Source organism: Rhizobium sullae, assembly GCF_900169785.1.
GTDB lineage: Bacteria > Pseudomonadota > Alphaproteobacteria > Rhizobiales > Rhizobiaceae > Rhizobium > Rhizobium sullae.
In genome coordinates this window covers 68,052-94,049 of the sequence record NZ_FWER01000005.1, presented here as the reverse complement: position 1 = coordinate 94,049, position 25,998 = coordinate 68,052, and the positions used below count along the sequence as shown (strand labels likewise).

General features: G+C 58.8%; 25 protein-coding genes. 5 read left to right on the top strand and 20 right to left on the bottom strand.

Features of this window, described 5'->3' with window-relative positions:
- Window positions 1-255 precede the first annotated feature (255 nt).
- Both BN1800_RS06895 and nagB read left to right on the top strand, forming a co-directional pair.
- Window positions 256-1,395, top strand: coding sequence for an ABC transporter ATP-binding protein (locus tag BN1800_RS06895; RefSeq protein WP_086995862.1), 1,140 nt, complete (start codon window positions 256-258; stop codon window positions 1,393-1,395).
- Complete coding sequence (nagB, locus tag BN1800_RS06890) at window positions 1,395-2,156, top strand: glucosamine-6-phosphate deaminase (RefSeq protein WP_210191273.1); 762 nt, start codon at window positions 1,395-1,397, stop codon at window positions 2,154-2,156. Before BN1800_RS06895 ends, nagB begins: the two co-directional genes overlap by 1 nt.
- 61 nt (window positions 2,157-2,217) lie before the next feature.
- Here nagB and BN1800_RS06885 read toward each other — a convergent pair whose 3' ends face one another.
- The 7 genes from BN1800_RS06885 to BN1800_RS06855 all read right to left on the bottom strand — a co-directional run bounded on the left by BN1800_RS06885 (window position 2,218) and on the right by BN1800_RS06855 (window position 9,613).
- Window positions 2,218-3,966: an amylo-alpha-1,6-glucosidase gene (locus BN1800_RS06885; protein WP_425298969.1), complete on the bottom strand. Its 1,749-nt coding sequence runs from the start codon at window positions 3,964-3,966 to the stop codon at window positions 2,218-2,220.
- 64 nt (window positions 3,967-4,030) lie between these two features.
- On the bottom strand, window positions 4,031-5,035 hold the full coding sequence (locus BN1800_RS06880; protein ID WP_244564454.1) for an ROK family protein: 1,005 nt from the start codon (window positions 5,033-5,035) through the stop codon (window positions 4,031-4,033).
- A 62-nt stretch (window positions 5,036-5,097) separates the two neighbouring features.
- Window positions 5,098-5,976, bottom strand: a complete 879-nt coding sequence (locus BN1800_RS06875; protein ID WP_179213755.1) for a DMT family transporter — start codon at window positions 5,974-5,976, stop codon at window positions 5,098-5,100.
- Window positions 5,977-6,650: 674 nt separating this feature from the next.
- Window positions 6,651-7,439: a transporter substrate-binding domain-containing protein gene (locus BN1800_RS06870; RefSeq protein WP_027509030.1), complete on the bottom strand. Its 789-nt coding sequence runs from the start codon at window positions 7,437-7,439 to the stop codon at window positions 6,651-6,653.
- Between the two features lie 94 nt (window positions 7,440-7,533).
- Complete coding sequence (locus BN1800_RS06865) at window positions 7,534-8,193, bottom strand: amino acid ABC transporter permease (RefSeq protein ID WP_027509029.1); 660 nt, start codon at window positions 8,191-8,193, stop codon at window positions 7,534-7,536.
- A 2-nt stretch (window positions 8,194-8,195) separates the two neighbouring features.
- Entirely contained in the window at window positions 8,196-8,993 is a 798-nt protein-coding gene (locus BN1800_RS06860; protein WP_027509028.1) for an amino acid ABC transporter ATP-binding protein, read from the bottom strand.
- Window positions 8,990-9,613: a DUF1989 domain-containing protein gene (locus tag BN1800_RS06855; RefSeq protein ID WP_027509027.1), complete on the bottom strand. Its 624-nt coding sequence runs from the start codon at window positions 9,611-9,613 to the stop codon at window positions 8,990-8,992. Before BN1800_RS06855 ends, BN1800_RS06860 begins: the two co-directional genes overlap by 4 nt.
- Before the next feature lie 374 nt (window positions 9,614-9,987).
- Here BN1800_RS06855 and BN1800_RS06850 point away from each other — a divergent pair, with 374 nt between their 5' ends.
- Window positions 9,988-11,166, top strand: a complete 1,179-nt coding sequence (locus BN1800_RS06850) for a M24 family metallopeptidase (protein ID WP_086995856.1) — start codon at window positions 9,988-9,990, stop codon at window positions 11,164-11,166.
- A 71-nt stretch (window positions 11,167-11,237) separates the two neighbouring features.
- On the opposite strand, the gene BN1800_RS06845 is transcribed toward BN1800_RS06850, so the two are convergent.
- The 8 genes from BN1800_RS06845 to pxpB all read right to left on the bottom strand — a co-directional run bounded on the left by BN1800_RS06845 (window position 11,238) and on the right by pxpB (window position 18,156).
- Window positions 11,238-11,651, bottom strand: a complete 414-nt coding sequence (locus BN1800_RS06845; RefSeq protein ID WP_086995853.1) for a VOC family protein — start codon at window positions 11,649-11,651, stop codon at window positions 11,238-11,240.
- Window positions 11,652-11,696: 45 nt separating this feature from the next.
- A complete protein-coding gene (locus BN1800_RS06840; protein WP_086995850.1) occupies window positions 11,697-12,863 on the bottom strand; it encodes a M24 family metallopeptidase in 1,167 nt (388 codons plus the stop codon).
- 133 nt (window positions 12,864-12,996) lie between these two features.
- The gene (locus BN1800_RS06835) at window positions 12,997-13,629 is read right to left on the bottom strand and encodes a GntR family transcriptional regulator (protein WP_086995847.1); all 633 of its coding nucleotides are present in this window, start codon (window positions 13,627-13,629) and stop codon (window positions 12,997-12,999) included.
- A gap of 10 nt (window positions 13,630-13,639) precedes the next feature.
- Window positions 13,640-14,881 carry a Zn-dependent hydrolase gene (locus BN1800_RS06830; protein WP_086995845.1) on the bottom strand — a complete coding sequence of 414 codons (1,242 nt, stop codon included), beginning with the start codon at window positions 14,879-14,881 and terminating at the stop codon, window positions 13,640-13,642.
- On the bottom strand, window positions 14,878-15,825 hold the full coding sequence (locus BN1800_RS06825) for a hydroxyacid dehydrogenase (RefSeq protein ID WP_086995842.1): 948 nt from the start codon (window positions 15,823-15,825) through the stop codon (window positions 14,878-14,880). The genes BN1800_RS06830 and BN1800_RS06825 overlap by 4 nt, the downstream gene beginning before the upstream one ends.
- Window positions 15,822-16,466: a GntR family transcriptional regulator gene (locus tag BN1800_RS06820; RefSeq protein ID WP_086995839.1), complete on the bottom strand. Its 645-nt coding sequence runs from the start codon at window positions 16,464-16,466 to the stop codon at window positions 15,822-15,824. Before BN1800_RS06820 ends, BN1800_RS06825 begins: the two co-directional genes overlap by 4 nt.
- Window positions 16,463-17,434 carry a 5-oxoprolinase subunit C family protein gene (locus BN1800_RS06815; RefSeq protein ID WP_086995836.1) on the bottom strand — a complete coding sequence of 324 codons (972 nt, stop codon included), beginning with the start codon at window positions 17,432-17,434 and terminating at the stop codon, window positions 16,463-16,465. Before BN1800_RS06815 ends, BN1800_RS06820 begins: the two co-directional genes overlap by 4 nt.
- Window positions 17,431-18,156: a 5-oxoprolinase subunit PxpB gene (pxpB, locus tag BN1800_RS06810; RefSeq protein WP_086995833.1), complete on the bottom strand. Its 726-nt coding sequence runs from the start codon at window positions 18,154-18,156 to the stop codon at window positions 17,431-17,433. Before pxpB ends, BN1800_RS06815 begins: the two co-directional genes overlap by 4 nt.
- A 185-nt stretch (window positions 18,157-18,341) precedes the next feature.
- Here pxpB and BN1800_RS06805 point away from each other — a divergent pair, with 185 nt between their 5' ends.
- On the top strand, window positions 18,342-19,115 hold the full coding sequence (locus BN1800_RS06805; protein ID WP_086995830.1) for a LamB/YcsF family protein: 774 nt from the start codon (window positions 18,342-18,344) through the stop codon (window positions 19,113-19,115).
- 11 nt (window positions 19,116-19,126) lie between these two features.
- On the top strand, window positions 19,127-19,981 hold the full coding sequence (locus tag BN1800_RS06800; RefSeq protein ID WP_086995827.1) for a D-amino-acid transaminase: 855 nt from the start codon (window positions 19,127-19,129) through the stop codon (window positions 19,979-19,981).
- A 363-nt stretch (window positions 19,982-20,344) separates the two neighbouring features.
- Here the strand turns inward: BN1800_RS06800 and BN1800_RS06795 are convergent, their stop codons facing one another.
- From BN1800_RS06795 to BN1800_RS06775, 5 genes are all read right to left on the bottom strand, one after another.
- Complete coding sequence (locus BN1800_RS06795) at window positions 20,345-21,127, bottom strand: ABC transporter permease (protein ID WP_086995824.1); 783 nt, start codon at window positions 21,125-21,127, stop codon at window positions 20,345-20,347.
- Window positions 21,128-21,130: 3 nt separating this feature from the next.
- Window positions 21,131-22,306: an ABC transporter permease gene (locus BN1800_RS06790; protein WP_086995821.1), complete on the bottom strand. Its 1,176-nt coding sequence runs from the start codon at window positions 22,304-22,306 to the stop codon at window positions 21,131-21,133.
- On the bottom strand, window positions 22,303-23,370 hold the full coding sequence (locus tag BN1800_RS06785; protein WP_086995818.1) for an ABC transporter ATP-binding protein: 1,068 nt from the start codon (window positions 23,368-23,370) through the stop codon (window positions 22,303-22,305). Before BN1800_RS06785 ends, BN1800_RS06790 begins: the two co-directional genes overlap by 4 nt.
- 125 nt (window positions 23,371-23,495) lie before the next feature.
- The gene (locus tag BN1800_RS06780; RefSeq protein WP_244564459.1) at window positions 23,496-24,506 is read right to left on the bottom strand and encodes an ABC transporter substrate-binding protein; all 1,011 of its coding nucleotides are present in this window, start codon (window positions 24,504-24,506) and stop codon (window positions 23,496-23,498) included.
- Window positions 24,507-24,608: 102 nt separating this feature from the next.
- Complete coding sequence (locus BN1800_RS06775; protein WP_086995811.1) at window positions 24,609-25,994, bottom strand: aspartate aminotransferase family protein; 1,386 nt, start codon at window positions 25,992-25,994, stop codon at window positions 24,609-24,611.
- Window positions 25,995-25,998: the final 4 nt, after the last annotated feature.

Below are 25,998 nucleotides of genomic sequence, written 5' to 3'. Positions count from 1 at the left end.
CGAGGCTGATTGCCTCGGAGTATCCAATGCGGACCGAATTTGTTCGTTACCAAGACGAATTAAATACGGGCCGCCGATCCTGTCAAGCCTTCTTTTGGCGGCGCGCAGGAGTCGTCCTGCGCCGGAGTCCCAATCGAAGCATGGAGCATTAAAGTTATGTTCGGCACCTTGACGAACTATGGAGAGATGCGCAGAGTGGCCGCGGGTGCTGCTGAAGACCAACAGGCAGCAGTTCGACTTATAAGGGAACGAGCAATGGCAGGTTTGACGCTTCAGAACGTGGTGAAGCAGTACGGCACCCACCCCATTCTTCATGGAATCGACCTTGCCGTCAAAAACGGTGAATTCGTGGTTCTGGTCGGCCCGTCAGGCTGCGGCAAATCAACCTTGCTTCGTATCATTGCCGGCCTGGAGCCAACGACTAACGGACAGATCCTGATCGGCAACGAGGATGTCACCGGCCTCCAGCCTGGCGACAGAGGCATTGCGATGGTCTTCCAGTCCTATGCGCTATACCCACATATGACCGTCCGCAAGAACCTCTCCTTCGGTCTTGAGAACCTCTCACTCAGCAAGCAGCAGATCGACAGCAAGGTTTCAGAGGCCGCCCGCATGCTGGCGATCGATCCATTGCTCGAGCGTCATCCCAAGCAACTGTCTGGCGGTCAGCGCCAGCGTGTCGCGATCGGCCGTGCCATCGTTCGAGACCCGAAGATCTTTCTCTTCGACGAACCACTCTCCAATCTCGATGCCGCACTTCGCGTCCAGACCCGCGGTGAGATCAGCCGGTTGCACAAGCGGCTTGGCGCGACAATGGTCTATGTCACGCATGACCAGATCGAAGCCATGACCATGGCGGACCGGATTGCCGTCCTAAACGGCGGCAACCTCGAACAGTTCGGCGCCCCGCTCGAATTGTTCGAGTTCCCGGCCAACAGGTTCGTTGCCGGCTTCATTGGCTCGCCGCAAATGAACTTCTACAATGGGAGCATCCGTGCTGTCGAAGCCGAAAAGGTCACTGTCTTCGTCGACGGCCTCGGGCTCATCCAGGCTCCGGTCTCAGGCGCGAGTGCGGTGGTCGGCGACAAAGTCGCGCTCGGCATCCGACCCAACCACTTCCATCTTCTGCCACAGGCCTCCGATGCCCACCAGATGGTGCGCTTCCGCGTCAGCTATGCCGAAAGCGTCGGCACCGAGACCTATGTCTACGGACAGATCGAGGGCAATGACACGGCAACCGTCGCGCACTTGCCCGATCACGTGCCTGTCGCCGCGAAAGACGTCATCGAGTTCGGCGTCGAGCCGGCCTGCTTCCATCTGTTCCACGGTGAAAGCGGTCTCTCCTTTGCCAAGCGCCGCGCCGATGGCAGCATCATTGCGCCGCGTAAAAAGTAATGTCTGACCTCATCATGCTCGTGTCCTCCTCCCAACGCCTGACATACTCCACAGAGGCCGCGGTGGGCCAGGCTGTCGGCGATCTGATTGTGGAAATCATCGGACGTAAACCCGCCGCTGTTCTCGGGCTGGCAACGGGCGCGACCATGGAGCCTGTTTACGCCAACCTGGTGGCTGCGTTCAAACGCGGTGATGTCAGCTTTGCCGGTGTCACGAGTTTTAATCTGGATGAGTACGTGGGGATTCCGACGAGTCATCCGCGTTCATATCGCAGCACGATGAATGCGCTGTTTTTCGATCACGTCGACATCGACAAGAACCGGACATTCCTGCCCGAGGCGTCCGTGGACAAGCCGGATGAAGCAGGCGAGCGCTATGAACGCATGATCGCGAAGGCCGGCGGCATCGACCTGCAATTGCTCGGCATCGGACGAAATGGTCATATCGGCTTGAATGAACCGGGATCGGCCAAGGACAGCCGTACGCGGCTGGTCGAGCTGCATGAGGATACGCTTCGGGCGAATGCCCGTTTCTTCTCCGATCGGCCCGTGCCCTCCTCGGCCATTACAATGGGTATCGGCACCATTCTTTCGGCAAAGCAGATCGTCTTGACGGCGACGGGCGTAGCGAAAGCCGATGCGGTCCGTCGCGCGACCAGCGGCGGCTTTCAGGCCGATTGCCCGGCGTCCGCCTTGCAGGAGCACGACAAGGTCAGCTGGTTTTTCGACCGGGCCGCGGCGGGCCTGCGGATGGCGGCCTAGACGAGCGCTTTGAAAATTCAATCCAGGCTGGAAAGGCCGGCCGTACGCCGGCCTTTCCGCTTTATTCCAACTTGCCCGCGGCTATGGCCGCCTCGATCTGCGGCTTGTATTCCAAGATGGCCGCAGCTGACATACCGGTCCAGCCCTGAAGCAGCGAGCCACGTCCAAATGGCGGCGCGAAATATTCGACGGAACCTATCCAGCCATTCTCGAGGCTCGTCCGCCACCAGCGCAGCATGGGATAGTCCCATCCATCGAGCCCGTACTTGAGCCGCTGCTCGGCGTAGAGGCCCGACAGATAGGGCCAGTCCGAGCCATTGTGATAGCGATAGGCAAACGCGGACTTGGCGCGGGTATCAGCCGAGCGTTTGAATGGTGGCCAGGTGCACATGACGCCCCAATCGCCGTAGGGCTGCTTGGGATTGTTACGGGTCTCGAGCAAAGCGGAAACATGAGCGAGGACTGTTTTGGCCCGATCTTCGGAAACGGCATCGAAACGCAACAGCGTCAGGCTGTCGAGCGTCAGGTGATCCTCGAGGAAATCTTGCTTGGTGCCGTAATCCGCGTACCAGCCAGCTGGCGTCAGCAAGACGTTATCGAGCGACGCCCTTGCCTTGACCGCCGTCTGCCTGGCTTCGTCGGCAAGCTTGCCATCAACGGCTACACCGTATTTTGCGATGACATCCAGCGCTCCCACCCAAAGACCAAGGTCATAGGCCACATAGCCGTGACGATAGACATTGTCGGCCCAGTCACGGTCATGGCGCGGCTTCTGCGGCAGTCCGTTCCTTGCCTTGTCGAAACCGAGGTAGCGGCGGAAAATCGCCTCGACCGTCTTCCAGTGCTTGACCAGCGCTGCATCGTCACCGGTAGTGCGGATGTAGTCACCGATGGTCAGGATGAAGAACAGCGGGCTGTCGAAATGATCGCTCCACCAGTCCGTCGGACGCAGGTGCTCCATCTTGTATTCCGGGGCGGTGGTGCGGAACTTTTCCCATTCTAGTCCCTGTTCCGGTCCAGTCAGGATGACGCCGCTCGGTGCCTCGCCATCCGGCTGGATGCCCGTTGCGAGAAGGTCGATCTGGTCGCGCACTGCCTCTGGATCGAGAAACAACAGCGCCTGCAAAGTCCAGTAACCGTCGCGATAATAGGTGCGTGTCGGGGCACTATATGCCTGCCCGGCAGCGAGCCCAAGGAAGGAGCCGTCTTGGCCGCGTCGAATGCTCGACAGGCACGCATGGGCGCTCTGGATTGCCATGCTGCGCATCAACGCAGGCGCTGCCGGCAAAAGATCGCAGCGCTCTATATAGGCATTCGCCTCGGCAATGATCGCCTCTGCCGGAAGTGCCATGCCGCGCTCGGCCTCGGCAACGCTTGCGCCTGCAGCAATCACAACGACACCCGCGCCGCGATCTTCGACGATGGTCACGCCCCAGGGCGTTGTCGCAACGCGACGGGCACCTTTTCGGGTAACTTTCTGCGGCTGGGTAAGCGTACCCCACCAGGCGCAGCGCCGCGCAGGGCGTATCGCCTTGATCGCAGCGCCGGTGATGACGAGCACCGGCGCAGATTGAGCAACGTGGAGGCTTTGACCCTTTGTTGTTATGCGGTTGGGCGCGTAGACGAATGGTCCAGTCCAAGGCTCGAGGAAGACGTTGGCCATCCTTCCACAACCCCAAAGGGACACTTCAAGACGACCGTCAGGGAAGAGGTCTCCCTGAAGGCGCGGCGCCATAAAGGCATACTGCAAGGGCAAAGTGCTCTCAACCAGACCATCAGGACGGGCATTCGCCATCGGCATCGTCTGCATTTCGCTCTCCTATGACACAGCCTCCGCTGCAGTTGTCCGTCACACATGCGGTGCCCCGCAGGGATCAGCTTGCGAGATGGGAACGTTGTTCAGGTCCTTTGGCGAGATGTCTGGCGGCCAGCATGACTGCGCCGACCATGCCGGCCCTTGGACCGAAGTGACTGTGTTCAATGCGACATGCAAAGGGCAGCAGTGGTGTCAGATGTACCTTCAGAAGCTCAAAGAACTCGGCTTGGCTACCAATGCCGCCGCCGACAACTGTAATGGCCGGATCCAGCAGCGCGTGGATGGCGGCCAGGCCAACGGATGCCGATCGGGCGATTTCGTCAAGCGCAACGAGCGCTTGGTTGTCTCCACCGCGTGCTGCGGCAAAGAGATCCGAAACCGTGTCTCCGTTGCTGGTAAAGCGATCCCTTATGCCACGGCTTCCCACAGCGTCTTCGTAAAGGCCGTTTTGGGAGAAAGGAGCGATCATGTGCGGAGCTTCGCCGACCGGCAGATATCCGATCTCCCCCGCCCGGCCGAATTCACCACGCCACAAGTCGCCGTTGAGCACCAATCCCATTCCGACGCCGGTTCCAAATGAAATAAAGACGAGCGACCTCTCACCCCGGCCCGCCCCTGCGGAAGCTTCGGCATAGGCGGCCAGGTTAACATCATTCTCAACGACAACCTCGCATGCAATACGCGATGCCATGAGATCGCGAAGGGACCGATCCGCAGGAAGTGCCAGATTTGGCGACAGTGAACCTAGGCCCGTTGCCGGATTCACCGCGCCCGGGATGCCAATCACAACGCTATCCAGATCGTTGATGCTGCTTCCGATGTCAGCGACCAGATTATGGATCAGGAGAGCCATCTGATCGAGAACCGGCGCACCTTCACCGTGCAGCGTCGCCTCTTCGCGTGTCGCCAGAATGCGACCGTCAGCGTCTGCAATGCCGGCGAGGATCTTGGTGCCGCCAAGATCGACGCCGACGATCCGCCCTACCAGACGAGGTTCACTCGATCCTTTTGGATTTACTGATATCAGCATTTCGACAGTAACAGGCATCGCCGAACTAGGCACTGATTCGATTCCTCATTTGTTCGGTACGTTGACGAATTTACTATGGAGAAGAGCGCCCTGAGTCAAGCGGCGCCGAGAGCGATTTGAGAAAGACGCTCGCGGTTTTCCGCCTGCGCAATTTTTCGTTCTCGGTACCAGATGAAGAGCCCCGAGCCGACGAGCACCAGCGTCCCCAGCAAAGTCCACATTGTCGGTACATCGCCGAAGATCGCAAAGCCGAGAACGAGCACGGCGAGAAACTGAAAGTACTGCAATGGCGCCAGAAACGATGCCTGCGCGTACCGATGAGCCTGAATGTGGAAATAGTGGCTGATGGCACCAAAGAACCCTGTTCCGACGAGCGGCAGCCAATCGGCGTAGTCCGCTGGCCAGACCCAGATGAACGGCATAAGGGGCGTCAAGATAATCGCGGGAAGGGCGGCCATGATGAGCAGCATGCTACCCGCAGATTCCGTCGCAGCCAGCCGGCGCGTGATGATGCTATAGCTCGCACCGATCAAAACAGACAAAATGATGAACCCGAAGGCCGGGTTGAATTCACCAATCCCAGGCCTCGTGATGATCAAAACGCCGATGAAACTGATGAAGATGGCGCTCCAACGATAGCGCCCCACAACCTCTCCTAGAAATAGAACGGAGAGAAGCGTGACAAAGATCGGTCCCATGAACTGGATCGACAATGTCTGGGCGATCTGGAGATAGCTCAACGCAAGAAAATTCAGTCCTGTGCATGCAATCTGAACCGCAGCACGGGCGACTTGAAGTTTCGGCGCGGTGGTCCGCCATGCTGTCGGCGCACGCCACGGATTAAGCAGGATAGCGACCAGAACGAAGTGGATTGTAAAGCGGAACCAGACGACTTCGATTGCCGGGACAACTGTGCCACCGAGCTTGGCTGTACTGTCGAGGCATGCAAATAGCGTCACTGCAATTAGCATCATGACTGCGGCTTTCGCTTTGTCATCGCCGGCCGTCTCAGCAGTCGTTCGTCGGGCCTGCGCTACTGCATTCAATCCAGAAGGCCCGGCGCCCATGCTAAAATTCCTACATCCGTCCAAGAGTGCTGGTCACGCAGTGTTCGTCAGCGTGACGAACTATTATCCATTACGACCATTCTTGTCCATTCCGCAAGTGGAAAGCTCCGATGCATCGCCGATCTTTCGCGCAACGAAGGGCATTCGGTTCCTCGACGTTAGCTTGTCATCGCGCGGGCTGGGATTCGCAACGGCTACGGGGCCGCTTCACCAATGCGCACTAAAAACACGGATGCACTGCCGGTCATCCGGCAGTTGCTCTCCAACAAACGTGGCTTTCATTTGAACGGGCGACGAGGAGGAACGACCATGCATAAGCTGCTTGTGATCATCGGTGGAGTTGTCCTGTTGGGTGTCTTTGCATTGTATGGAAAGCTGTGGGGCGGCCGCATCTCATAAGCCCGGAGCTTTTGATCGATCCCGCGAAGGTCAATACAAGTCCTCGCCCAAATCCCGGCTTAGACTTGCGCCCTTGCGACGGAAGACAGAGATCAAGCCGATTTTCAGCGGCTTGATGAGCGAAACATGCAGGCTCACCGTGGCAGGCGTGGCATCCCACGGCGATAGAATTGCGCCTCTGATTATTGAATGCTTTTGATCGGGTCTTTCGGCGCGGGATTGAAGCCCACCAGATCCGTCGTGAGCTTGGCGTAGGTACCATCTGCAACCATGTCGGCGAGCGCCTTGTTGACCGCCTTGACGAGTTCAGGCTTGCCCTTTTTGACGGCGAAACCCTTCTGGACATGGCTGACAAAATCCGGAAGGACCTCAAGTGGCATGTTTGCTGACTTGATCATGTAGCCGGCGCCGATCGCATCGGTGATTTCAGCGTCGATGTTGCCGTTGATCAGATCCTGGATGCCGTCGGTCTCAGCCTTGTATCCCTTGACGGTAGCACCCTTGTCTTCTGCGATCTTGGCGAACGTGGAAGACGCCAGAGCGCCGACGGTCTTGCCCTTCAGGTCAGCCGGCGTCCTGATTGCGGAGCCCTTCGCAACAACAACGACGCCGCCGGATTCGAGCCACCCGTTGGCAAAGACGACCTGCTTCTGGCGCTCGGCCGTGATGTCCATCGCATCGCTGGTGATGTCGTATTGATCGGCCTGAAGTCCGATCAACAAGGATTCCCACTTGATGATGACAGGCGTGTATTCGAGGTCGAGGCGTTGGCAGATTTCCTTCATCACGCGGATCTCAAGTCCATCCAGGGTGCCGTCAGCAGCGCGCATGCTGAAGGGTGGAAAAGTACCTTCGGTGGCTACGAGTAACTTGCCGGGCTGGAGCAACTCGAGTTCGGCGGCCGAGGCGGCAACGTGGCTGGAAAAGGCGGCGGCTGCGGTCAAGGCAAGGGCGATTATCTGATGTTTCATTTCTGTTCCCTTTTTAATTCTTCGAGGCCCCTCGCCGGCTGGCAGAGAGGGGTTAGGTTCTTCGGGCACGATGCTCGAGGAATAGGTCAATGGTTCAGTTATGCACTGCATAGCGGCGCTCGAGCCAAGCGGCGAGCTGCGTGAGAATAGTCGTCAACAGCAGATAAATCACCGCAACTGCAATGTAGAAGTCGAACGGGCGAAAAGTCATCGCAATCAGTGTCTGGGCATAGAGCGTCAACTCGATGACGGTGATCGTCGACAGGAGCGAGGTATTCTTCAGCGTCGAGATCGCCTCGTTGGTTAGCGACGGAAGAACGATGCGAAACACCTGCGGCAGGATAATGCTGCGCATTGTCGCGGCCTGGCTGAAGCCGATCGCGAGGGCGGATTCCGTCTGGCCCCGAGGGATAGCCGAGAGCCCGCTGCGGATGATTTCCGCAACATAGGCGCCGCTGTTGATGCCGAGTGCGAGAACCCCGGCCGTAAAAGGCGAAAGCCTGATCCCTATCTGAGGAAAACCGAAATAGACGATGAAGATCTGGATGATCGTCGGCGTGCCGCGAATGAACCAGATGTAAAACGCGGTGACGGAGCGAACAGCGCGCCATCTCGAGGTTTGCCCGAGCGCGGCCAGCAGACCGGAAATCCAGCTGACGATGATGGTCAGGACCGTGAGCCAGAAAACCGTCCAGGACGCCATCAGGAACCCGAAACCGTAGAGCCTGACATCCGCCAGAGAATTAGATAGCATGATCAAGCTCCTTCCGCTGCTGCACTGCCGTAAGCCAGGCCATCATGCAGAATGCGATGAAGGAATTGCCGCAGCCGGTCGCTTTGAGGATTTCGCAGGATATCGGGCGCTCCCCATTCGGCAATCACGCCCTTGTCAAAGAACAGCACGCGCGAGGAAACGTCGCGTGCGAAGGCAATCTCGTGCGTGACCAGCAGCATGGTCATTCCTTCCGAGGCAAGCGAAGCCATCAGCACCAGCACTTCGTGCACCAGTTCCGGATCAAGCGCCGAGGTGACTTCGTCGAACAACATAAGCCGCGGCTTCATGGCGAGCGCCCTGACGATCGCAACGCGCTGTTGCTGACCGCCGGAAAGCCGAGACGGATAGCTGTGCCGCTTGTCATAGAGGCCGATGCGCGACAAAAGCGCCTCCGCCTCTTCGATTGCCCGCGCTTTTTGAAGCTTCAACAGTGCCATGGGCGCATGGATGACGTTTTCCAGCACCGTCATGTGCGGCCACAGATTGTAGCTCTGGAAAACCATGCCGACCCGCTGCCTGAGCGATTGCATTTGCGCAGGCGTGGGAAGAAAGCGGGACTCCGTGCGAAAATCGAAGGATAGCTCTTCGAATTTCAGGAAACCCTCCTGCGGCATTTCGAGACCGTTGATGGAGCGCAGGAACGTGCTCTTTCCGGAGCCGCTGGCACCGATGATCGACACGACTTCACCGGCCTGTACGTCAAGTGAGACACCCTTGAGGACCTCATTTTCGCCGAAGCTCTTTTTGATGTCCTTGAGCGCAAGAAGCGGTCCGGTCATTGTAAAGCCTCCGGATATTCACCGGCAATCCGGATTGCTATGTTCCGGGGCGTGCGATCGTCGCCGTTTATGACCGTGATATCCTGAGGGCAGGCCGAGAGTACTAGAAGCAGATCCATTTCAGCCCGTAGCGCGACATAGTCTCCTGCCTTCGACGCGGGCGCATGCCGCTCAAGGCTGCCGTCGGCGTGCACCGGGACGTTCATAAAAAGATTGAGCGAGGCAGGAGTGAAAGGAAGCTGTCTCTCCTTGGCGGCAAGCGCTTCATGAAAGTTGTCGGAGCAACTGCGATGATAGCCATCGCAGCCGAGTTGTTCGTAGATTTCCGCATTGCAGGGGCAGAGCAGTGTGTCGTGACAGAGCAGCGCGCTATCGTCGAGCAATGTCATCATGGGCCGCCGCCGATTGCTGACGACCTTCATACCCTTCTCCAGGTAGATGCTGCTGTTGACCGAGCGGGTGTGATCCATGGAGCTGAACTCCAATGGATCGGTCTCGGACAAGGCCCAGGCGTCCACAACCTGGTTGCCGTGCAGATTGGCAATCACGGCAACCTGCCCAGCCTGCATGCGATATGCGCGCCCATGGCTCGCCGGCACCATTTCAGAAATCACGGTCATTATTCACTTACCCAACGATGCTCAGGTCACGATGCGCAACGGCCTGCGGAAGCGATCTACAACGTCATTCGGCCGCGTACAGAAAAGCTTATTCAGTATACCACTGGAATTCAACTATAAAATTCAGATATTTATGATGATCTTATAGGCATAATGCACAATTGAAGGACTCCGAATGATGCAATTTTCATCAGACATAATTTATGAGCAGATTGGGTTGATCGAGCAATTGACGTCAGAACACAGTCGGTGTACCGAAATCATTTAACTGCCGCGGCGTGATCGCGCGCTTCAATCCATTGCCGCTGCGACAACGCACGTTTACTTCGAAAGAGGTGTCGCTCCCGTTCTGATTGACGTTCTCAGGAGACCTGATGACTCCCTATTTCCCACAGGAAGAATATGAAAACCGTTGGGATCGTGTTCTTAAGGAAATGCAGTTGCGCGGCTTCGAAACCGCCGTCGTCTTCGGCCGCGGTGGTGGCACCACGGATAATTGCGGCGATATTCTTTATCTCTCCAATCATTATGCCATCAGCGGCGGCATGGACTCGCTGATATGGTCGGCGCGCTCGTTCTCCGGCGTTATCCTTCAGCAGGGGACAGAGCCACAACTCCATATCGACGAACCCGAGGTGCGCACCGATCTCGTGTCCATCTCGGACGCACATTGTTCGAACCATCCCTTCCGTAGCGTGGCGAAAGCACTCACAGAGAGGGGCATTACCGCGCGCGTGGCACTGGTGGGCACACAGTTTATCCCGATGAAATTCTATCAGCAGCTTCTTGAGGACGCGCCGAACATTCAATGGATCCCTGCCGATGATCTCGTCCGTTCGGCACGGCGGATCAAAAGTCCTCGTGAGCAGGACTGTTACCGCATTGGCGGCGAGACTGCCACGGCCGGTCTGAACCGTTTGATGGAGGGTTTGATCAGCGGCCTTTCAGAGCAGGAAGCCGCGGGCGAGGCTGCCCGCGAAGTGGTGCGGCGCGGTGGTCGTGTGCAGATGATCGGAACGAACCATGGCGAAACGCTCGGCTTCGACCAGCGGTTTCCGCTGACGGGCTATAGCGCCGATACGCCCAAACCCGGCGATATCGTCACCGGCACCCTCCATGGCGCCTTGCACCAGGGTTACTATCTTGATCCGGGCCGGACGGGCGTTCGCGGCAGGCCAAATGCAGATCAACGAAGGTTGATCGATGCGGTCGCGGACCTCGTACACCGCCTCTCGGAAATGATGCGCCCTGGGGTCAGGCTTCTTGATGTCGCTGCAGAAGGTGACCGGCTGACGGCGGCCTTCGGCGGATCGATCTCGCCGATCATGAAGAACTTCCCTTTTTACGGACACGGAATCGGCCTGGGGTTCGAGCAGCCGCGCATTTCCACCGTGATGTCTCTGCCGGAAGATGTCGTCGACGAAAACATGGTGTTCGGTGTCGAGGCCTTCCTGTCGCACGATGGCGTCGGCGCGGCCTTTTACGAGGACATCATCATCATCGGCAAGGATAGCAACGAGTTACTGACGCCCTCGCCCACCCATTGGTGGTAAGCGGGAGGCTTATCTCTTCGCAAAATCCACGGTGATGAGAAAACCGGCGACCTTTGGCGCCGGGTTTCTTTCTAGTGCGCGAAAACGCCGTCGACATCCTTGAAGCCCTTGACCTCGATCGGATTGCCGCTCGGGTCGAAGAAGAACATCGTGCGCTGCTCGCCCGGTTCGCCCTCAAAGCGCACGACCGGCGGGATGTCGAAGGCAATGCCGGCGTCCTGCAGGCGCTTCGACAGGGCGAACCAGTCGTCCAGCGGCAAGACGACGCCGAGATGCGGCATCATCACCATGTGGTCGCCAACCTTGCCTGTGCGGGTAACCTCAAACGGCTTGCCGAGATGCAGCGAGATCTGGTGGCCAAAGAAATCGAAATCGACCCATGTGTCGGTTGACCGGCCTTCTTCACACCCCAGGACGCCGCCGTAAAACTGGCGGCATTGGTCGAGATCGGTCACGTGATAGGCGAGATGGAAAAGCGAACGCATGATGGCTCCTTGCGATGTTGGAATGCTGAAGTTGTAGAACCGGTTTTAGCGGATGGTGAGATCACGCTGCAAATTAGACAGAGGCTCGGCGCCGTTCTCTGTCACGATGACGGTTTCGGAGGCGCCAACGGTCCACACACCGTAGCTGCGCAGGGTCGCCGGCAGATGGAAGACCATGCCGGGCTCGATGATCCGGTCGACGCCGGAAAACAAACTAAGGATGCCGCCCTCCCCCCAGTCCGGCGCAAAGGCGACCCCCATCGAATAGCCGATCCGCTTGCGGAAGGCGGCCGTGTAGCCTGCCGCGTCGATAACCCGCTGTGCTGCCTCGTGTGGCGCTGCGCAGGACGCCCCCGGCTTTATCTCGGACAGTGCTGCATCGAGCGCGGTCAGCGAGCAATCCATCATTCGTCGCGCCTCAACGGGTGGCTGACCGATCCAGACGGTTCGCATCAGCGCAGCATGATAGCGGGCATGACTGCCTGCCAATTCGAGAAACACGGGATCGCCCTCTTCAAGTCGTCGTCGTCGCCACGTCATGTGCGGCAAGCCGCTGCGCGGGCCGGAAGAGATCAGCGGCTCCATTGCCATCACCTCGGATCCCGCCCGCGTGGCAGCATCGAGCATGGCAGCGGCGATGGCATTTTCGTCCGTGCCGGCGCCACTGGCCGAAATTCCCGCGGCAAGACCGGCTTGCGCGTAAGTCGCGGCCAACCGGATGGCTGCCAATTCTGCGGGTGACTTAACCGTTCTGAGCGGCACCAGAATGCCGGAGCCATCCGGCATGGTCTCGACGCCGATTTCGGCGGCAATCTTTTGTGCCAGCATCGGCGACAAGAACCAGCCGGCAAGCTCGATGGCCGATCGCCTTATGCCCCGTTCCCGCAGAAGCTGGACCAGCAGGGAGGCCGGCTCTTCTCCATCCTGATAGACGGCAATATCGTCCAGCCAGGTGTTGGCGATAGATCCGACCAATTCCAGTTGGCGAACCAAAAGCGTCGGCTCGCCCTCCTCGGGCATGATCAGAGCCTGAAAGGCGAAATAGCCCGCCGTCTGGCGGCCCGTCAGCCAGTAGATGTTTTCCGGGGTCGTGACAATCAGCGCGTCGTATCCGGCGGCGTTGATTGCGGCCCGGGCGCGGGCCTGTCGGGCCCTGAACTCGTTTTTCGGGAAAGAGGCTTCGCAACCTCGGAATTCGGCAAGCTCAGGCATGTAATCTTACTCGGCTCAGGAAATGGCGTCTCTCTATCGAGACAGGCAGGCGGATTTTGGAAATCCAATATGGTGAGTGATGCAGTCGGCAGCCTTCCCTTCGAAAATCGTATCGCATCGGCGAATGCTGGCGCTAAGGCCGGGCAAGCCATCGCAGAAACCGACTACGCACGCTATCAAAATGGGCCTCCATGGCCCCTGCCGCTGCCGCTGGATCACGCGCCTCGATGGCGTCGATCACTGCGATATGCTCGGCGGCCTGCTCGGCAAAGCGGTCGTGAGTGCGGGTGATCGTACAGCGCCGGGCGATGCTGCGCATTTCCCTGAGCATGGCGGGGAGAAGATGCAGATCGGCCGCCTCGGCGACGGCTTCGTGGAACGCGTCGTCATCCGTCCAGAAATGATCGAAGGCCACGTCCTTTCCCTCAACATAGGCCTGCATGATCTTGCGCGATTGCTCGAGCGCCGGCGTCATCGGACGCTTGGCGGCGCGAGCGGCAGCTGCACCTTCGACAAGACGGCGGATCTGGACGATTTCCAGCAATTGCTCGACGGTGACGGGCAGGACCATCAATGTGCCGTTGGTCAGCCGTGAGATGACACCCTCTTTTTGAAGCCTCGAAATCGCCGCACGAAGCGGCGTGCGGGAAATGCCGGATTCGATCGCCAAAGTCCGTTCGGTCAGCAGATCCCCGGCTTTGATGGCCCCTTCGAGAATGCGCTGCTTGATGTCCTTGTAGGCTTGCTGGGCCAGGGTTTCGCTCATGTTTCCACTCTCACGATTTCGACCAGGCATGATGCAGAACCTTGACGGCCTGTATCAGGTCCGCGGGGTTCATGGCCTCATCCGGATTATGGCTGCCATTCCAATTGCGCAGAAACACCATGACCGAGTCCCAGCCAGCCTGGGCGAAGGCGGCGGCGTCATGGCCGCCACCGGATAACATCGTCCGAGGCTTGAGACCGAGTGCGACAGCGGCGGCGGTGATGGTCTGACCGAGGTCTGGAGACAACCGGGTCGGCTGGCTTCGCGATTGCGCACCGGTGACGACGCGCACCCCTCGCGCCTTTTCTATCCTGGCAATCTCGTCATGCAAAATCCGGCCGACCCGTTCCATGATTGCAGGATCGTCGCTGCGGATGTCGATGCAGAAATCAACCCGGCCCGGGACCTTGGCAAAGGCATGTTCGGCCGTTGCCGCATCGACGCGGCCAAAGGTCACCGCAAGGTCATGCCCCTCTTCCAGGACAGTGCCCCAAGCCTTGTCCATCGCCACAATGAGATCTGCAAGCGCAAATACGGCATCCGATCTCGAAGCGCGTGGTGCACCGCCGGAATGCGCCCAGACACCCTCGATGCGGGCGTCCCGGTAGCGCAGGCCGCCACGCACGCCCTCAACTATCCCGAAGGCTTCGCCTGCGTCGTCAAGGACCGGCCCCTGTTCGATGTGCAGTTCGAGGAAGCGAGCGGGCAGGAGCCCCGAGTTACTGATAACCGCGTCCGGATCGCCGCCTTGTTCGCGCATGTGATCGGCGAGCGTGCGGCCGGTGTCTGTGCGCTTGGCCTGCATCTCCGACGCCGTCAGGCGACCAAGCGCCGATCGCGAACCGATGTAGGAGACGGGAAACCAGACGCTTTCCTCGGCTCGGATTACTGTAACGACGAGATCGGTCGGCGGCGTTTTGCCACTCTTTACGAACGCCGTGGCGAGCGCCATGGCCCCAACAACACCGGCCGTGCCGTCATAGGCGCCGCCCATCGGAACTGTATCCAGATGCGAGCCGACGTAGAGCGCAGGCGCCTTTCGATCCCGGCCCGGCAGCCGCGCATAGAGATTCATAGCCGCGTCACGTGTTACTTCAAGGCCAAGGGCCTCTGCTTCTTCGGCTATCACGCGATGGGAATCAGTTTCCAAGGTGCTGTAGGACGGCCGGGTATATCCCGGCCCGGGCGCGGAAATGGAGTTGATCTTATCCAGCAGCCGGTCAACTGTCTCCCGGATCAGCGTATCCGTCATGCCGGCATTCCTACGGGAACGTTAAGGGCAGTCGCCGGGCGTCCGCCAGAGAGAGCGGTCAAGACGTTGCGGGCCGAACCCACGGCAACACGGCGTAGTGCCTCCTCGGTCGCGCCGCCAAGATGCGGAGTGAAGATCACCCGCCCGCCCGCCGCCAGCGGACCAAGCGGTGCTTCATGGGTATAGACATCGAGACCCGCCGCAAAAACACGGCCGGCGTCGATGGCCGCGACCAGTGCTTCTTCGTTGACAAGGCCGGCACGCGCAGTATTGACGAGGATTGCTCCCGGCTTGATGACCGACAGCGCCGTTTCGCCGATCAAATGGCGCGTCTCCGGACGAAGCGGTGTATGCAGCGACACGAGGTCCGCTTGGGAGAGGCCGGTTTCGAGGCTGGTCACTCTTTCGAAGCCCTGAAGGTCGGTAACACGCGGCGAGTACACCAGAACACGCATGTCGAGTGCTGCCTTGAGCATATGGCCGAGCCCTGCGCCCGTTGCGCCGAAGCCGACAATCAGTGCTGTCTTGCCCGAAAGCTCGAAGAACGTCTCACGCTCGCGAAAGCCATGCGCGCCGGTTCGTTCGCTGCGATCGGCGGCGGGAACGCGCCGGGCGGCCGCTAGCGCCAGAGCCAGCGCCAGTTCGGAGACCGATCGGGCATTGGCACCCGGTGTGTTGCAGACGAGAACACCCTTGCGCGTTGCCGCATCCTTGTCGACCGCATCATGACCGGCACCATGGACAACGACGACGCGCAGGCCGTTGCTGGCCTGAATGGCTGCAGCGGACAAACCGGCATCCCGCGTGATGACTGCATCGCAACCCGGAATCATCCGCGCGACCGTCTGCATGTCAGATTTCGGGCACAGCACCGGCTCGACGCCGGCCTGGCGCAGCAGCTCCAGCCCTTCGGCATGAATCGGCTGAACGATCAGGCATTTCATTCCCCGGTCCTTTCAAGGGATAGTGCGAGCCTTTCGAGAATGGCGTCGCGGGCGTGGTTGATGTGCTCCGCCATCAGGAGGCCTGCCCGGTCACCATCGCCAGCCCGCAGGGCATCGAGCATTTCCAGGTGCTCTTCGCAGCTCTTCAAAAAACGGTGCGGCAAATTGCTGTGGTCGAACATGCAGGTGCGACGGCGCAGGTCGGCTATGGTGCTGACCATCATCTCGTTGCGGGTGGACAGCGCAAACGTCCGATGCAGGTCATCGTCGACCCGGCGCTGTTCGTCTTCCTCGCCCGGACCATGTTGCAGCAGATGGCGAACCCGCGCATCCAGTTCGTCGAGTACGGAAACGGCAACCGAGGTTGCCTGTCTGGCGCAGTGGGATTCCAATACCCGACGCAGGAAGAAGATTTCCTCGACTTCGGCGGCGGTCAGCGTTCGCACCTTCAGAAAGCGGCCATCCTGAACAGCCAAGCCCTCCGCTTCGATCCGCTTGATTGCCTCACGCACCGGGGTGCGCGACATGTCCAATGTGTCGCCCAGCTTTGCTTCCTGCAGCGCATCGCCAGGCATCAAGGTGCCGGACAGGATCATCTCGATGATCTTCCCATAGGCCTGTTGAGCAAGCGGCTGGTTCATTGCAATATCTCTCCCGGTCGATCGTTGCTGGCCGGCTTGGCTACCAGATTTGCGAGGACGCTGCGCAGGGCCCGCCGTTCGGCGATCAACAATTCCTCGGCCTGCCCCTGCGAAATGCGAGCAAAGCGGATTGTGCGGCCGGTTGCCACCTGGGCCAGCCTCGGCAGATCGACAGAGGCTACCGTGGCGATCTTCGGATAACCGCCCGCCGTCTGCCGTTCCGCCATCAGCACAAGCAACTTGTTGGAAGACGGCACCTGGATGGAGCCCGGGCATGTCCCGTCGGAGACGATATCGTGCCCTCCGGCTGCCCGGATCGGCGGCCCGTCCAGCACCTGCGCCATGCGATCCCGGGTGGGGGACACGATGAAGGGCGTCTCCAGAAATGTCTGCCTGACGTCTTCGGCAAAATAATCGTCCTGCGGTCCGCAAACCACCCGTATGGGACGCCCGCTGCGGCGCCAGGGTTGCCCCAAGGCAAGATTGATTGAACCAACGGCGTCACCGATCGGCAACCGGTCGCCAGCCTGTAACCGGCGCCCGTGGTGGCCGCCAAGCCCGCTGCGAAGATGGGTGGAGCGCGAGCCGAGGACCGGCGCCACGTCGATGCCTCCGGATATCGCCAGATAGCCCCAGAGGCACTCCCGCAAGGCGCCGATCGTCAGCGTCACACCCGGCAGAAGATCGTAGCTTTCCCAGGGATGTGCCCTCATGCCATCGAGCCTGATATCGACGTCACCGCCGGTCACCGCGAAACGCACAGGACGTGAGACAGTAAAACTGCCGCCGACGCCGGCAAACTCCAGCCCGGCGCACATCGGATCATTGCCGACCAAGGCATTGGCGATACGGAAGGACGGGGCATCCATCGGGCCCGAACCGGATACGCCTGCATGTTGCAAGCCCTTTCGACCGAGGTCCTGGACCGTTGTCATCGGCCCTATCTGCCTGATGTCGATGAAGCTCATTGCGGCACCGCCTCGCCCGTCATCCGTCCCGCAGCGATCGCTCGATCAAGCGTCTCGGCCTCGTCCTCGCTGACAGGCCGAAATGTGACGCGATCGCCGGCTTTGAGCAGAAATGGCTCGGCTCTTGCCGAATCGAAAAGCCGCAGTGGCGTCCGGCCGAGAAACCGCCAGCCGCTCGGCCCCGGAACGGAATTGATGCTCGCCTGCTTGCCTCCGATGCCGATCGCGCCTGCCTCTATCCTTTGCCGGGGCGTTGCAAGACGTGGCGTATGCAGGATTTCCGGCAGCCCACCGAGATAGGCAAAGCCGGGCGCAAAACCGATCATGAAGACCCGATATTCAGCCGACGAATGAAGTTCGATCAGCTGGGAAACCGTCAAATCCTTCATGTCGGCGAGTTCCTGCAGGTCCATACCCATTGTCCCGCCATAGACGACAGGCACGTGGAAACGCCGCATGTGGCTATCGCCGACGACAAGGGCATCCAACCGCTGACGCAACGTCATCGCGAGACTGTGCCCACGAACCGTTTCAGGATCATAAAACACCATCAACGAGCGGTAGGTCGGCACGAGCTCCTCGACACCATTCACCGGCGCATCCGCTAGATTTTGTGCGAGCGCTATGACTCGCTCGCTCACTGCCTCGTCAATGGTGTCGCACAACTCAACAGACAAGGCGCTGTCGCCGCACGCAAGAATGCGCGGAAACATCTTGAACATCGTATGCAGTTCCCCTTCGTCCGTTGCTGACAGGTGCGATTCTCGCTTATCGCGCGCTATTGCTATTTCAGTATACCAACTGTATGTCAACAAAAACTGCTTTAAATGCAACGCGCCAAACTTAAATTGCGCAGGGAAACCATAATTGCTGCAACGCAGGTCCACCCTGCAAGGAGTTCTATCGCATGGCAACCATCGACCTCAATTGTGACATGGGAGAAAGCTTCGGCGCCTACAAGATGGGCGATGACGAATCGATGCTAGAGCTTATTTCCACCGCCAACATTGCCTGCGGATTTCACGCGGGAGACCCCGTGGTTATGCGCGACACGATCCTGGCCGCCAAGGCCAGAGGCGTGGCGATCGGTGCCCACCCGTCCTTTATGGATCTTTACGGCTTCGGCCGCCGCCGCATTGCCGGCGAACGTCCTGAAGATCTGGAAGCGCAGATCATCTATCAGATCGCGGCCATGCAGGGCATGGCGACAGCCCTGTCCTGGCCGATAACCCATGTCAAAACCCATGGCTCCCTCGGCAACATGGCGGCGATTGACGCCGAACTCGCCGCCGTCTGCGTTCGCGCCATCAAGGCAGTCGATCCAACGCTCGTGTTCATTACCCTTCCCTATTCGGAAACGATGAAGGCAGCAGAAGTCGCCGGTCTTCGCGTCGCCTGCGAAATCTATGCCGACCGGACCTATGACGATGCCGGCATGCTGACCTCCAGGCAGATGGAAGGATCGGTCATTCACGATCCGCAGCAGAGCGTCGACCAGGTTGTGTCGATGGTCCGGGATGGCGTTATTCCCACCGTGGGCGGGAGAAGGTTGCCCGTAGAAGCGGCGACGATCTGTGTTCACGGCGATAATCCCCATGCTGTAGCGATGGTCCGCGCCTTGCGCACATCACTCGCCGCCCATGGCGTCAATATCGCTCCCTTTGCAAAACCCGCGATCTGAACGAGGACGTAATGAGCCGCATTGTTTATTTGAATGGCACCTGGCTTCCCGAAGCCGATGCGAAAGTGTCCGTTTTCGATCGTGGCTTTCTGTTTGCTGACGCCATCTACGAAGTCACAGCCGTCATCGGCGGCAAGCTGATTGACTACCATGGCCATAGCGCCCGTCTTCAGCGGTCCCTTTCAGAGCTCGGCATTCCCTGCCCGCTCTCCGAACCGTCGCTGCTGGACGCCCATCGGGAGATCGTCCATCGCAACGGGCTGGATGAGGGGCTGATCTACCTACAGATCAGCCGTGGTGCCGCGGATCGCGATTTTGCCTATCCCACCAAGGCGGAGCCGACGCTGGTACTCTTCACCCAGGCAAAGCCGATACTGAACAATCCGCGGAGCGAGACTGGCATCTCGATCGCCACCGTTCCGGACTGGCGCTGGGAGCGACGCGACATCAAAACCGTGCAACTGCTCTATCCATCCATGGCGAAGATGGAGGCGATGCGGCGCGGTGCCGACGACGCGTGGCTCGTTGAGGATGGGCTTGTCACCGAGGGCAGTGCTGCAACAGCCCACATCGTGAAAGCCGACGGAACGCTCGTGACACGTGGCCTGTCGAATGCGCTGCTACACGGGATCACCCGCGCGAGCATCATGGATCTCGCTCGCGGCGCTGGAATGGCCGTTGAAGAAAGGGCATTTTCTGTGGAAGAAGCTCAGGTGGCGGCGGAAGCCTTCATCACGTCTGCAACCAACTTCTCCACCTCGGTGATCAAGATTGATGAAGTCACCATCGGTGACGGCAAGCCTGGCCCCGTCTCAAGAAGGCTTCGCGCGCTTTACACGGAGAGTCGCTTGGCTTCAGCAATTTGACAATAAGGATTTGAGAGGATCGCTTTTGGTATCTCAGCAGTAGGCGTGGCAGCATGGAGTCCGCGCCGGGCTGAAATGACGGATGCTGGTAGAGACAGATTAACAGATTAAGAGACCTGCTCGCTCAGGCCAGCCGAACTCAGCTGTCCGCGCCGATCAGGGTGCGAATAAGGTAGGCCTAGGAGTATGCCGGTACAACAATTCATGATTGCCGGTGGGCGTGAAGAAATGCATCGTGGAGGCCGCCACCGCGCCAGTAGCGGCGTCGACGATGCATTCCAATGACGGTGCCAATCAGGATGTTGCCGGCAAGTCCGGCTGCACCGGAGCAGCGACCTCAGGCGCTTGCTAGAGTGGAAAGCCTCACGCCTCACACATTTTTCGGCCTTTGGCGATAACAATGCCAATCAAACCTATCACTACAGTGCCTGCTATAAGAATCAGGGCCGCCGCTGCTATAGCTGGACTGATATTTTCACGTATCGTCGAAAACATCTGTCGAGCCAGCGTTCTTTGATTTGGCCCGGCCACAAATAGAGTCAGAACCACTTCATCGAGCGATGTGGCGAATGCGAGAACAGCGCCTGAAATGATGCCCGGCATGGCAAGCGGAAATGTGATACGCCGCAATGCGGTGGCTGGAGAGGCGCCGAGGCTTTGGGCAGCCAGTTCCACACGCTTGTCGATTCCGGTGAGAGCAGCGCTAACACTTACGACCACGAACGGAATGGCGACAACCGTGTGAGCGACGATCACGCCGATATAGCTGTTGGCGATGCCGAGCCGGACGAATAGCACCTGCATTCCGACGCCTAGAACGACGGCCGGAACTACCATCGGCAGCAGGAAGAGTGTTTTCAATGCTCCCGAGAGGAAGAGCATTCGATGGCGCAAGCCAAGAGAGGCGGCCGTACCCAGCGTAAGTGAAACGGCTGTGGTTCCGAAACCGACAATGAGACTGTTGATGATCGACCGACTCCAGGCGTCTGCAGTGACGAGTTCACCGAACCATCGCATTGACCATGCTGGTATAGGATAGGTCAAAAAAACGCTTGACGTAAAGGCTAGGGGCAGGATCGCGACGAGTGGTGCGATTAAGAACGCAATGACGGCGATACTAAAGAGAATTTTGAAGGACGTGGTCACGACTCAAGCTCTCCTTGGATCTTCGGCTGCAAGGCGCGCATAGACGGTGTACAGGGCAATGGTGGCTACCAGAAGAACCAGGCCCAAGGCGCCCGCCATGCTCCAATTGGCCGAACCGGTTGCATAGAAGGCGATCACGGAACTGATCATCTGGTCGCCCGGCCCCCCGATGAGAGCCGGCGTGATATAGTAGCCGATGGCCGACATGAAGACGAGCAACGCACCGGAAGCAACGCCCCGCAGACTCAGCGGCAAAAGCACATGTAGGAATGCCTTGATAGGATGCGCTCCCAGCGATGCGGCGGCGGGCATCAGGTTTCTCGGGATAGCTATCAGCACGCTGTAAATCGGCAGAACCATGAAAGGAAGTAGAACATGCGTCATTGCGATGATGACGCCCGTGCGGTTGAAGATCAGGGGCAGCGGGCTGTTAATGAGACCCAGCGCTTCCAGGACCTCGTTGATCAAGCCTTTTTCTTGGAGGATGATAAACCAAGCTGCCGTCCGCACCATAAGAGACGTCCACAGCGGTAAGAGTACCGCCGCGAGAAGGATCTGGCGCTTCCATCCGTCGCACGCAGCAATCAGCATCGCATATGGAAAGCCGATCACGGTGCAGGCGAGCGTTACTAAGGCTGCGATCCAGAAGGTGCGCAACATGATTGTCCGATTGGCGGAAGCCTCTGGCGGCATTTCGACGATGCTCCCCGACGAGTCCCGGGTGAGATCGACCGCTGCCAGGAGATGACGGTCTGTCGTCGGTGATAGTGCGCCCGTGATCGCCCGCCAGAACTCTGGATTTTGCCAGCGTGGATCGATCTGCTCAAGACTTGGCAGAGGGTCGTTGCTGTTAATGGCCGACAGGGTTTTGGACATCAAAGTGCGAAAGCCAGACTGAGCGCTGTTTAGCCGTCGCACCATGTCGCCTATGGCCTGCGTATCGGTAGCCTGCTTCAGGTCCTTGACCAAGGCCGCCTTCAATTCGGGTGTCGGCGCCGACCGTCCATCCCAAGAGTTTGCAGCTTTCGCCGTCTCTGGCAAAATGCGTAACACCGCCGTGTCGGAGACCGCCTGGGACATCATCGTCATTAGTGGCCAGATGAAAAACACCGCGCTGAACAGGAGGAGCGGAGCAAGGAGAAGCGTTGCCCGCAGATTCTTTATTGCCCTGCCGGTCATGATGCGATGGTCCAGCAATCCGAAGACTGGAACTCGGCAACGACACTGGCACCGACGGGCCATTCGTGGGATTTGCGGCCAAGGCGTGCGACAACACTGTTGCCATTCCCGTCCAAATGCACCCTCAGATGATCGCCTTGATAGACGCTATCGGTGACGTTAGCCGCAAAGCTGTTCATTCCCGTCTTTGTCTCTTTTAATTCGATCCGTTCTGGCCGGATCGAGACGAGCACCTGTTGACCCGCGCGCATCACATCCCCAAGCGTTGCGCTCATCTGGCCACCGTTCTGAAGGCGAATTAGCCCTTGCGATCCGTCAACGCTCTCGATGGTACCCTGGAGCAAGTTCGTTTCGCCAATGAACTCCGCGACAAACCGCGTTCTCGGGTGGTCGTAGATCTCGCGGGGCGTGCCGATCTGCTCAATCTTGCCCTTGTTGAATACGGCGATCCGATCAGACATGGTCAGCGCTTCTGACTGATCGTGCGTTACAAAGACAATGGTCAGTTCGAGGCGATTATGCAGGGCGCGGATGTCGAGTTGCATCTGTTCACGTAAATTCTTGTCAAGCGCACCGAGCGGCTCGTCCATCAGCACGACACGGGGCTCGAACACCAATGCCCGAGCTAGGGCCACCCGCTGCTGCTGCCCGCCGGAAAGTTGTGCAGGCCAGCGGTCACGCATGGCGGAGAGTTGAACCATGTCTAGCGCTCTCGTGACCCGCTCGGCGATCTCAACTTTGCCCACCGAGCGCATCTGCAAGGGAAAGGCAACGTTTTCGGCAACACTCATGTGGGGAAAGAGCGCATAATTCTGAAATACTACACCCATGTCGCGGCGATGGGTGGGCACACTATTGACGGGCTCGCCATCAACCAAGATGGTGCCTTGGGTCGGTGTCTCGAAACCCGCCAGCATCATCAGAAGCGTTGTCTTACCCGAGCCGGAAGGGCCGAGAAGGCTGACGAATTCGCCTCTGGCAATATCGAGGTCGAGATTGTCGATGACACAAAGCGGACCATAGGATTTGCTGATTTGATCAAAACGTATGCGCAGGTCACTCACAGGCGCTCTCCGTGTAGTTTTGACCGGCTCATATCGAGATGAAAGAATGGCCGGCCGACGTCGAAGAAATGCGGCGGCGCGCACTCAAGATAGTCCTGCTGCGCGCGCCGTCCGGGAGGAACTTTTTACTGTGCTAGCCAAGCGTTGAAGCGCTGCGTCAGAGCTTCGGCATTGTCGATCCAGAAATCGGTGTTCAGTGGCAGTGAGTCCGTCATATTGTTGACATCTGTCGGCACGTCCGAGGCATATTCCGCTGAAACATTGCTGGCGGCTTCGACGTTCGACAGTCCATAGGCGATGTAACCGGGCAACATGACCTGATTTGCGGCCTCGCTTGCAAACGCGATGAAATCTTGGCCGAGTACCTTGTTTTCTGCATCTTTCAAGACGACCCAGCTGTCGATTGCATAGATGCTTCCCGGCCAGACGACCTTGAAGTTCTTGTTCTCCGTGCGGTTGATACCAGTGATGCGGCCGTTATAAGCTGACGCCATGACGACTTCACCCGAAGCAAGCAATTGCAGGGGTTGTGCGCCTGATTCCCACCAGACGATGTTCGGGCGCAATTCGTCGAGCTTCTTGAACGCTCGATCGACACCTTCCGGAGTGGCAAGAACGTCGTAGACTTCGTCCTTCTTCACGCCGTCGGCGAGCAGCGCAAATTCGAGCGTATATTTTGCCCCTTTTCGCAGCGACCGCTTACCAGGGAATTTCTTCATGTCCCAGAAATCGACCCAGGATTTCGGACCATCCTTTAGCCTTGCACCGTCGTAGGCGATCGCCGTTGACCAGACGATTGCGCCAACACCGCAGTCGCTGACGGCATCCGGCAGAAACTTGTCCTTGCCGCCAAGCTTGTCCCAGTCAATCTTCTCGAAAAGTCCGTCGGCGCAGCCAAGAGCAAGTTCTTCGGCCTCAACCTGAACGACGTCCCAATTGGGTGCGCCGGCCTTAACCTTAGCCTGGAGCACACCAATGCCCCCATCCCAGGCTTCCTCGAGCAGTGGCTTGCCGATTTTTTCGGAAAACGGCTTAAAGTAGATTTCACGTTGTGCGTCCTGATAGCTTCCACCCCAGGACGCCACGGTCAGATCGCGAGCCCAAGCCGCCGGAACGGCCAATCCGAAAGAGGCCATGACAAGATTGGAAACGAGCGCGGTCTTGATAGAAAGATTCATTTCATTCCCTCTTTTGTTGGCTGGAACCCCGCTCCTTTGCACGGGGGCAGGCGCAGGAAATCAGTCCTTTACGGAGCCGGCGGGAAGGGATGCGAGCGTTGCATCGAGTGCCTGCCGGAAACGGCCAAGAAGATCGTCGACTTGGTTTTCGGAGATGATGAGAGGCGGGCAGAAAGCCAGGGCATCGCCCATGATGCGGCTGATCACGCCAGCCTCCTGAAAATTGTTGTTGGCGATTGCTCCGAGTTGACCGGGCAATTCAAGACCCGTCTTGAGAGATTTGTCGGTGACGAGCTCAACGGCGGCCATCAAGCCGACGCCCCTGACTTCGCCTACGAGTGGATGAGTCTCCAACCTGTGCAAGCCATTACGCAACCGTTCGCCCATCGCGGCGGCGTGTGCCACGAGGTTTTCCTCCTCGATGATCCGAATGGTTTCCAGCGCCACGGCCGCAGCCACGGGATGCCCTCCCCCGGTGTAACCGTGACCGAGCGTACCGATCCTGTTGCTTTCGTCAGCAATAGGGTCGAATACCCGGTCATTGATCAAAAGCGCAGATGCAGGGAGGTAGGACGAAGACAATTGCTTCGACAGCACCATCGTATCCGGTTTCAGATCATAGGTCTGGGTGCCGAACATATTGCCAGTGCGCCCGAAGCCGCAGATGACTTCATCAGCCACGAACAGAATATCGTATTTTTGCAGAAGGGCCTGAATCTTGTCCCAGTAGGTGCGCGGCGGCACGACGACCCCGCCTGCGCCAATGACCGGTTCTCCGAAAAAGGCGGCGATCGTTTCCGGACCCTCGCTCAGGATTGTCTCCTCGAGTTCTTCGGCAAGGCGCGTGGAAAAACTTTCCTCGGTTTCGCCAGCCTCCGCTTCACGCCAATAGTGCGGACAGGTGAGCCTGCTTACGCCGGACACGATCAGGTCAAAGGAGCGATGGTTGCCGGGTAGGCTCGTCAGGCAGGAACCGGCGACGGTAACGCCGTGATAGGCGCGGTTACGTACGACGATCTTCTTGCGCTGATGTTCGCCGAGTGCGTTGGCGCGATACCAGATGAGCTTCAGGGCCGTGTCGATCGCTTCCGATCCGGAGTTCGTGAAGAACGCCTTGCTCATTGGAACTGGCGCCATGCTGACGAGCTTTTCGGCGAGATCGACGACAGGCCCGTGCGATTTATGTGTGAAGGTGTGGTAGAAGGGCAGCTTCTCCATTTGCCGCGCCGCCGCCTGGACCAGCCGTTTTTCACTGAAGCCAAGGGCCGTGCTCCAGAGGCCGGCCATCGCTTCGATGTAACGGTTGCCGGCAGAATCTATAACGTAAATGTTTTCGCCACGTTCAATGACGAGGGGGCCGATCTCCGAGTGTTTCTTGGCGTTGGTGTAGCCATGAAGATGGTATGCGATGTCGCGAGCTTCTGCCGAATTGGGTGCTGCTGTCATTATG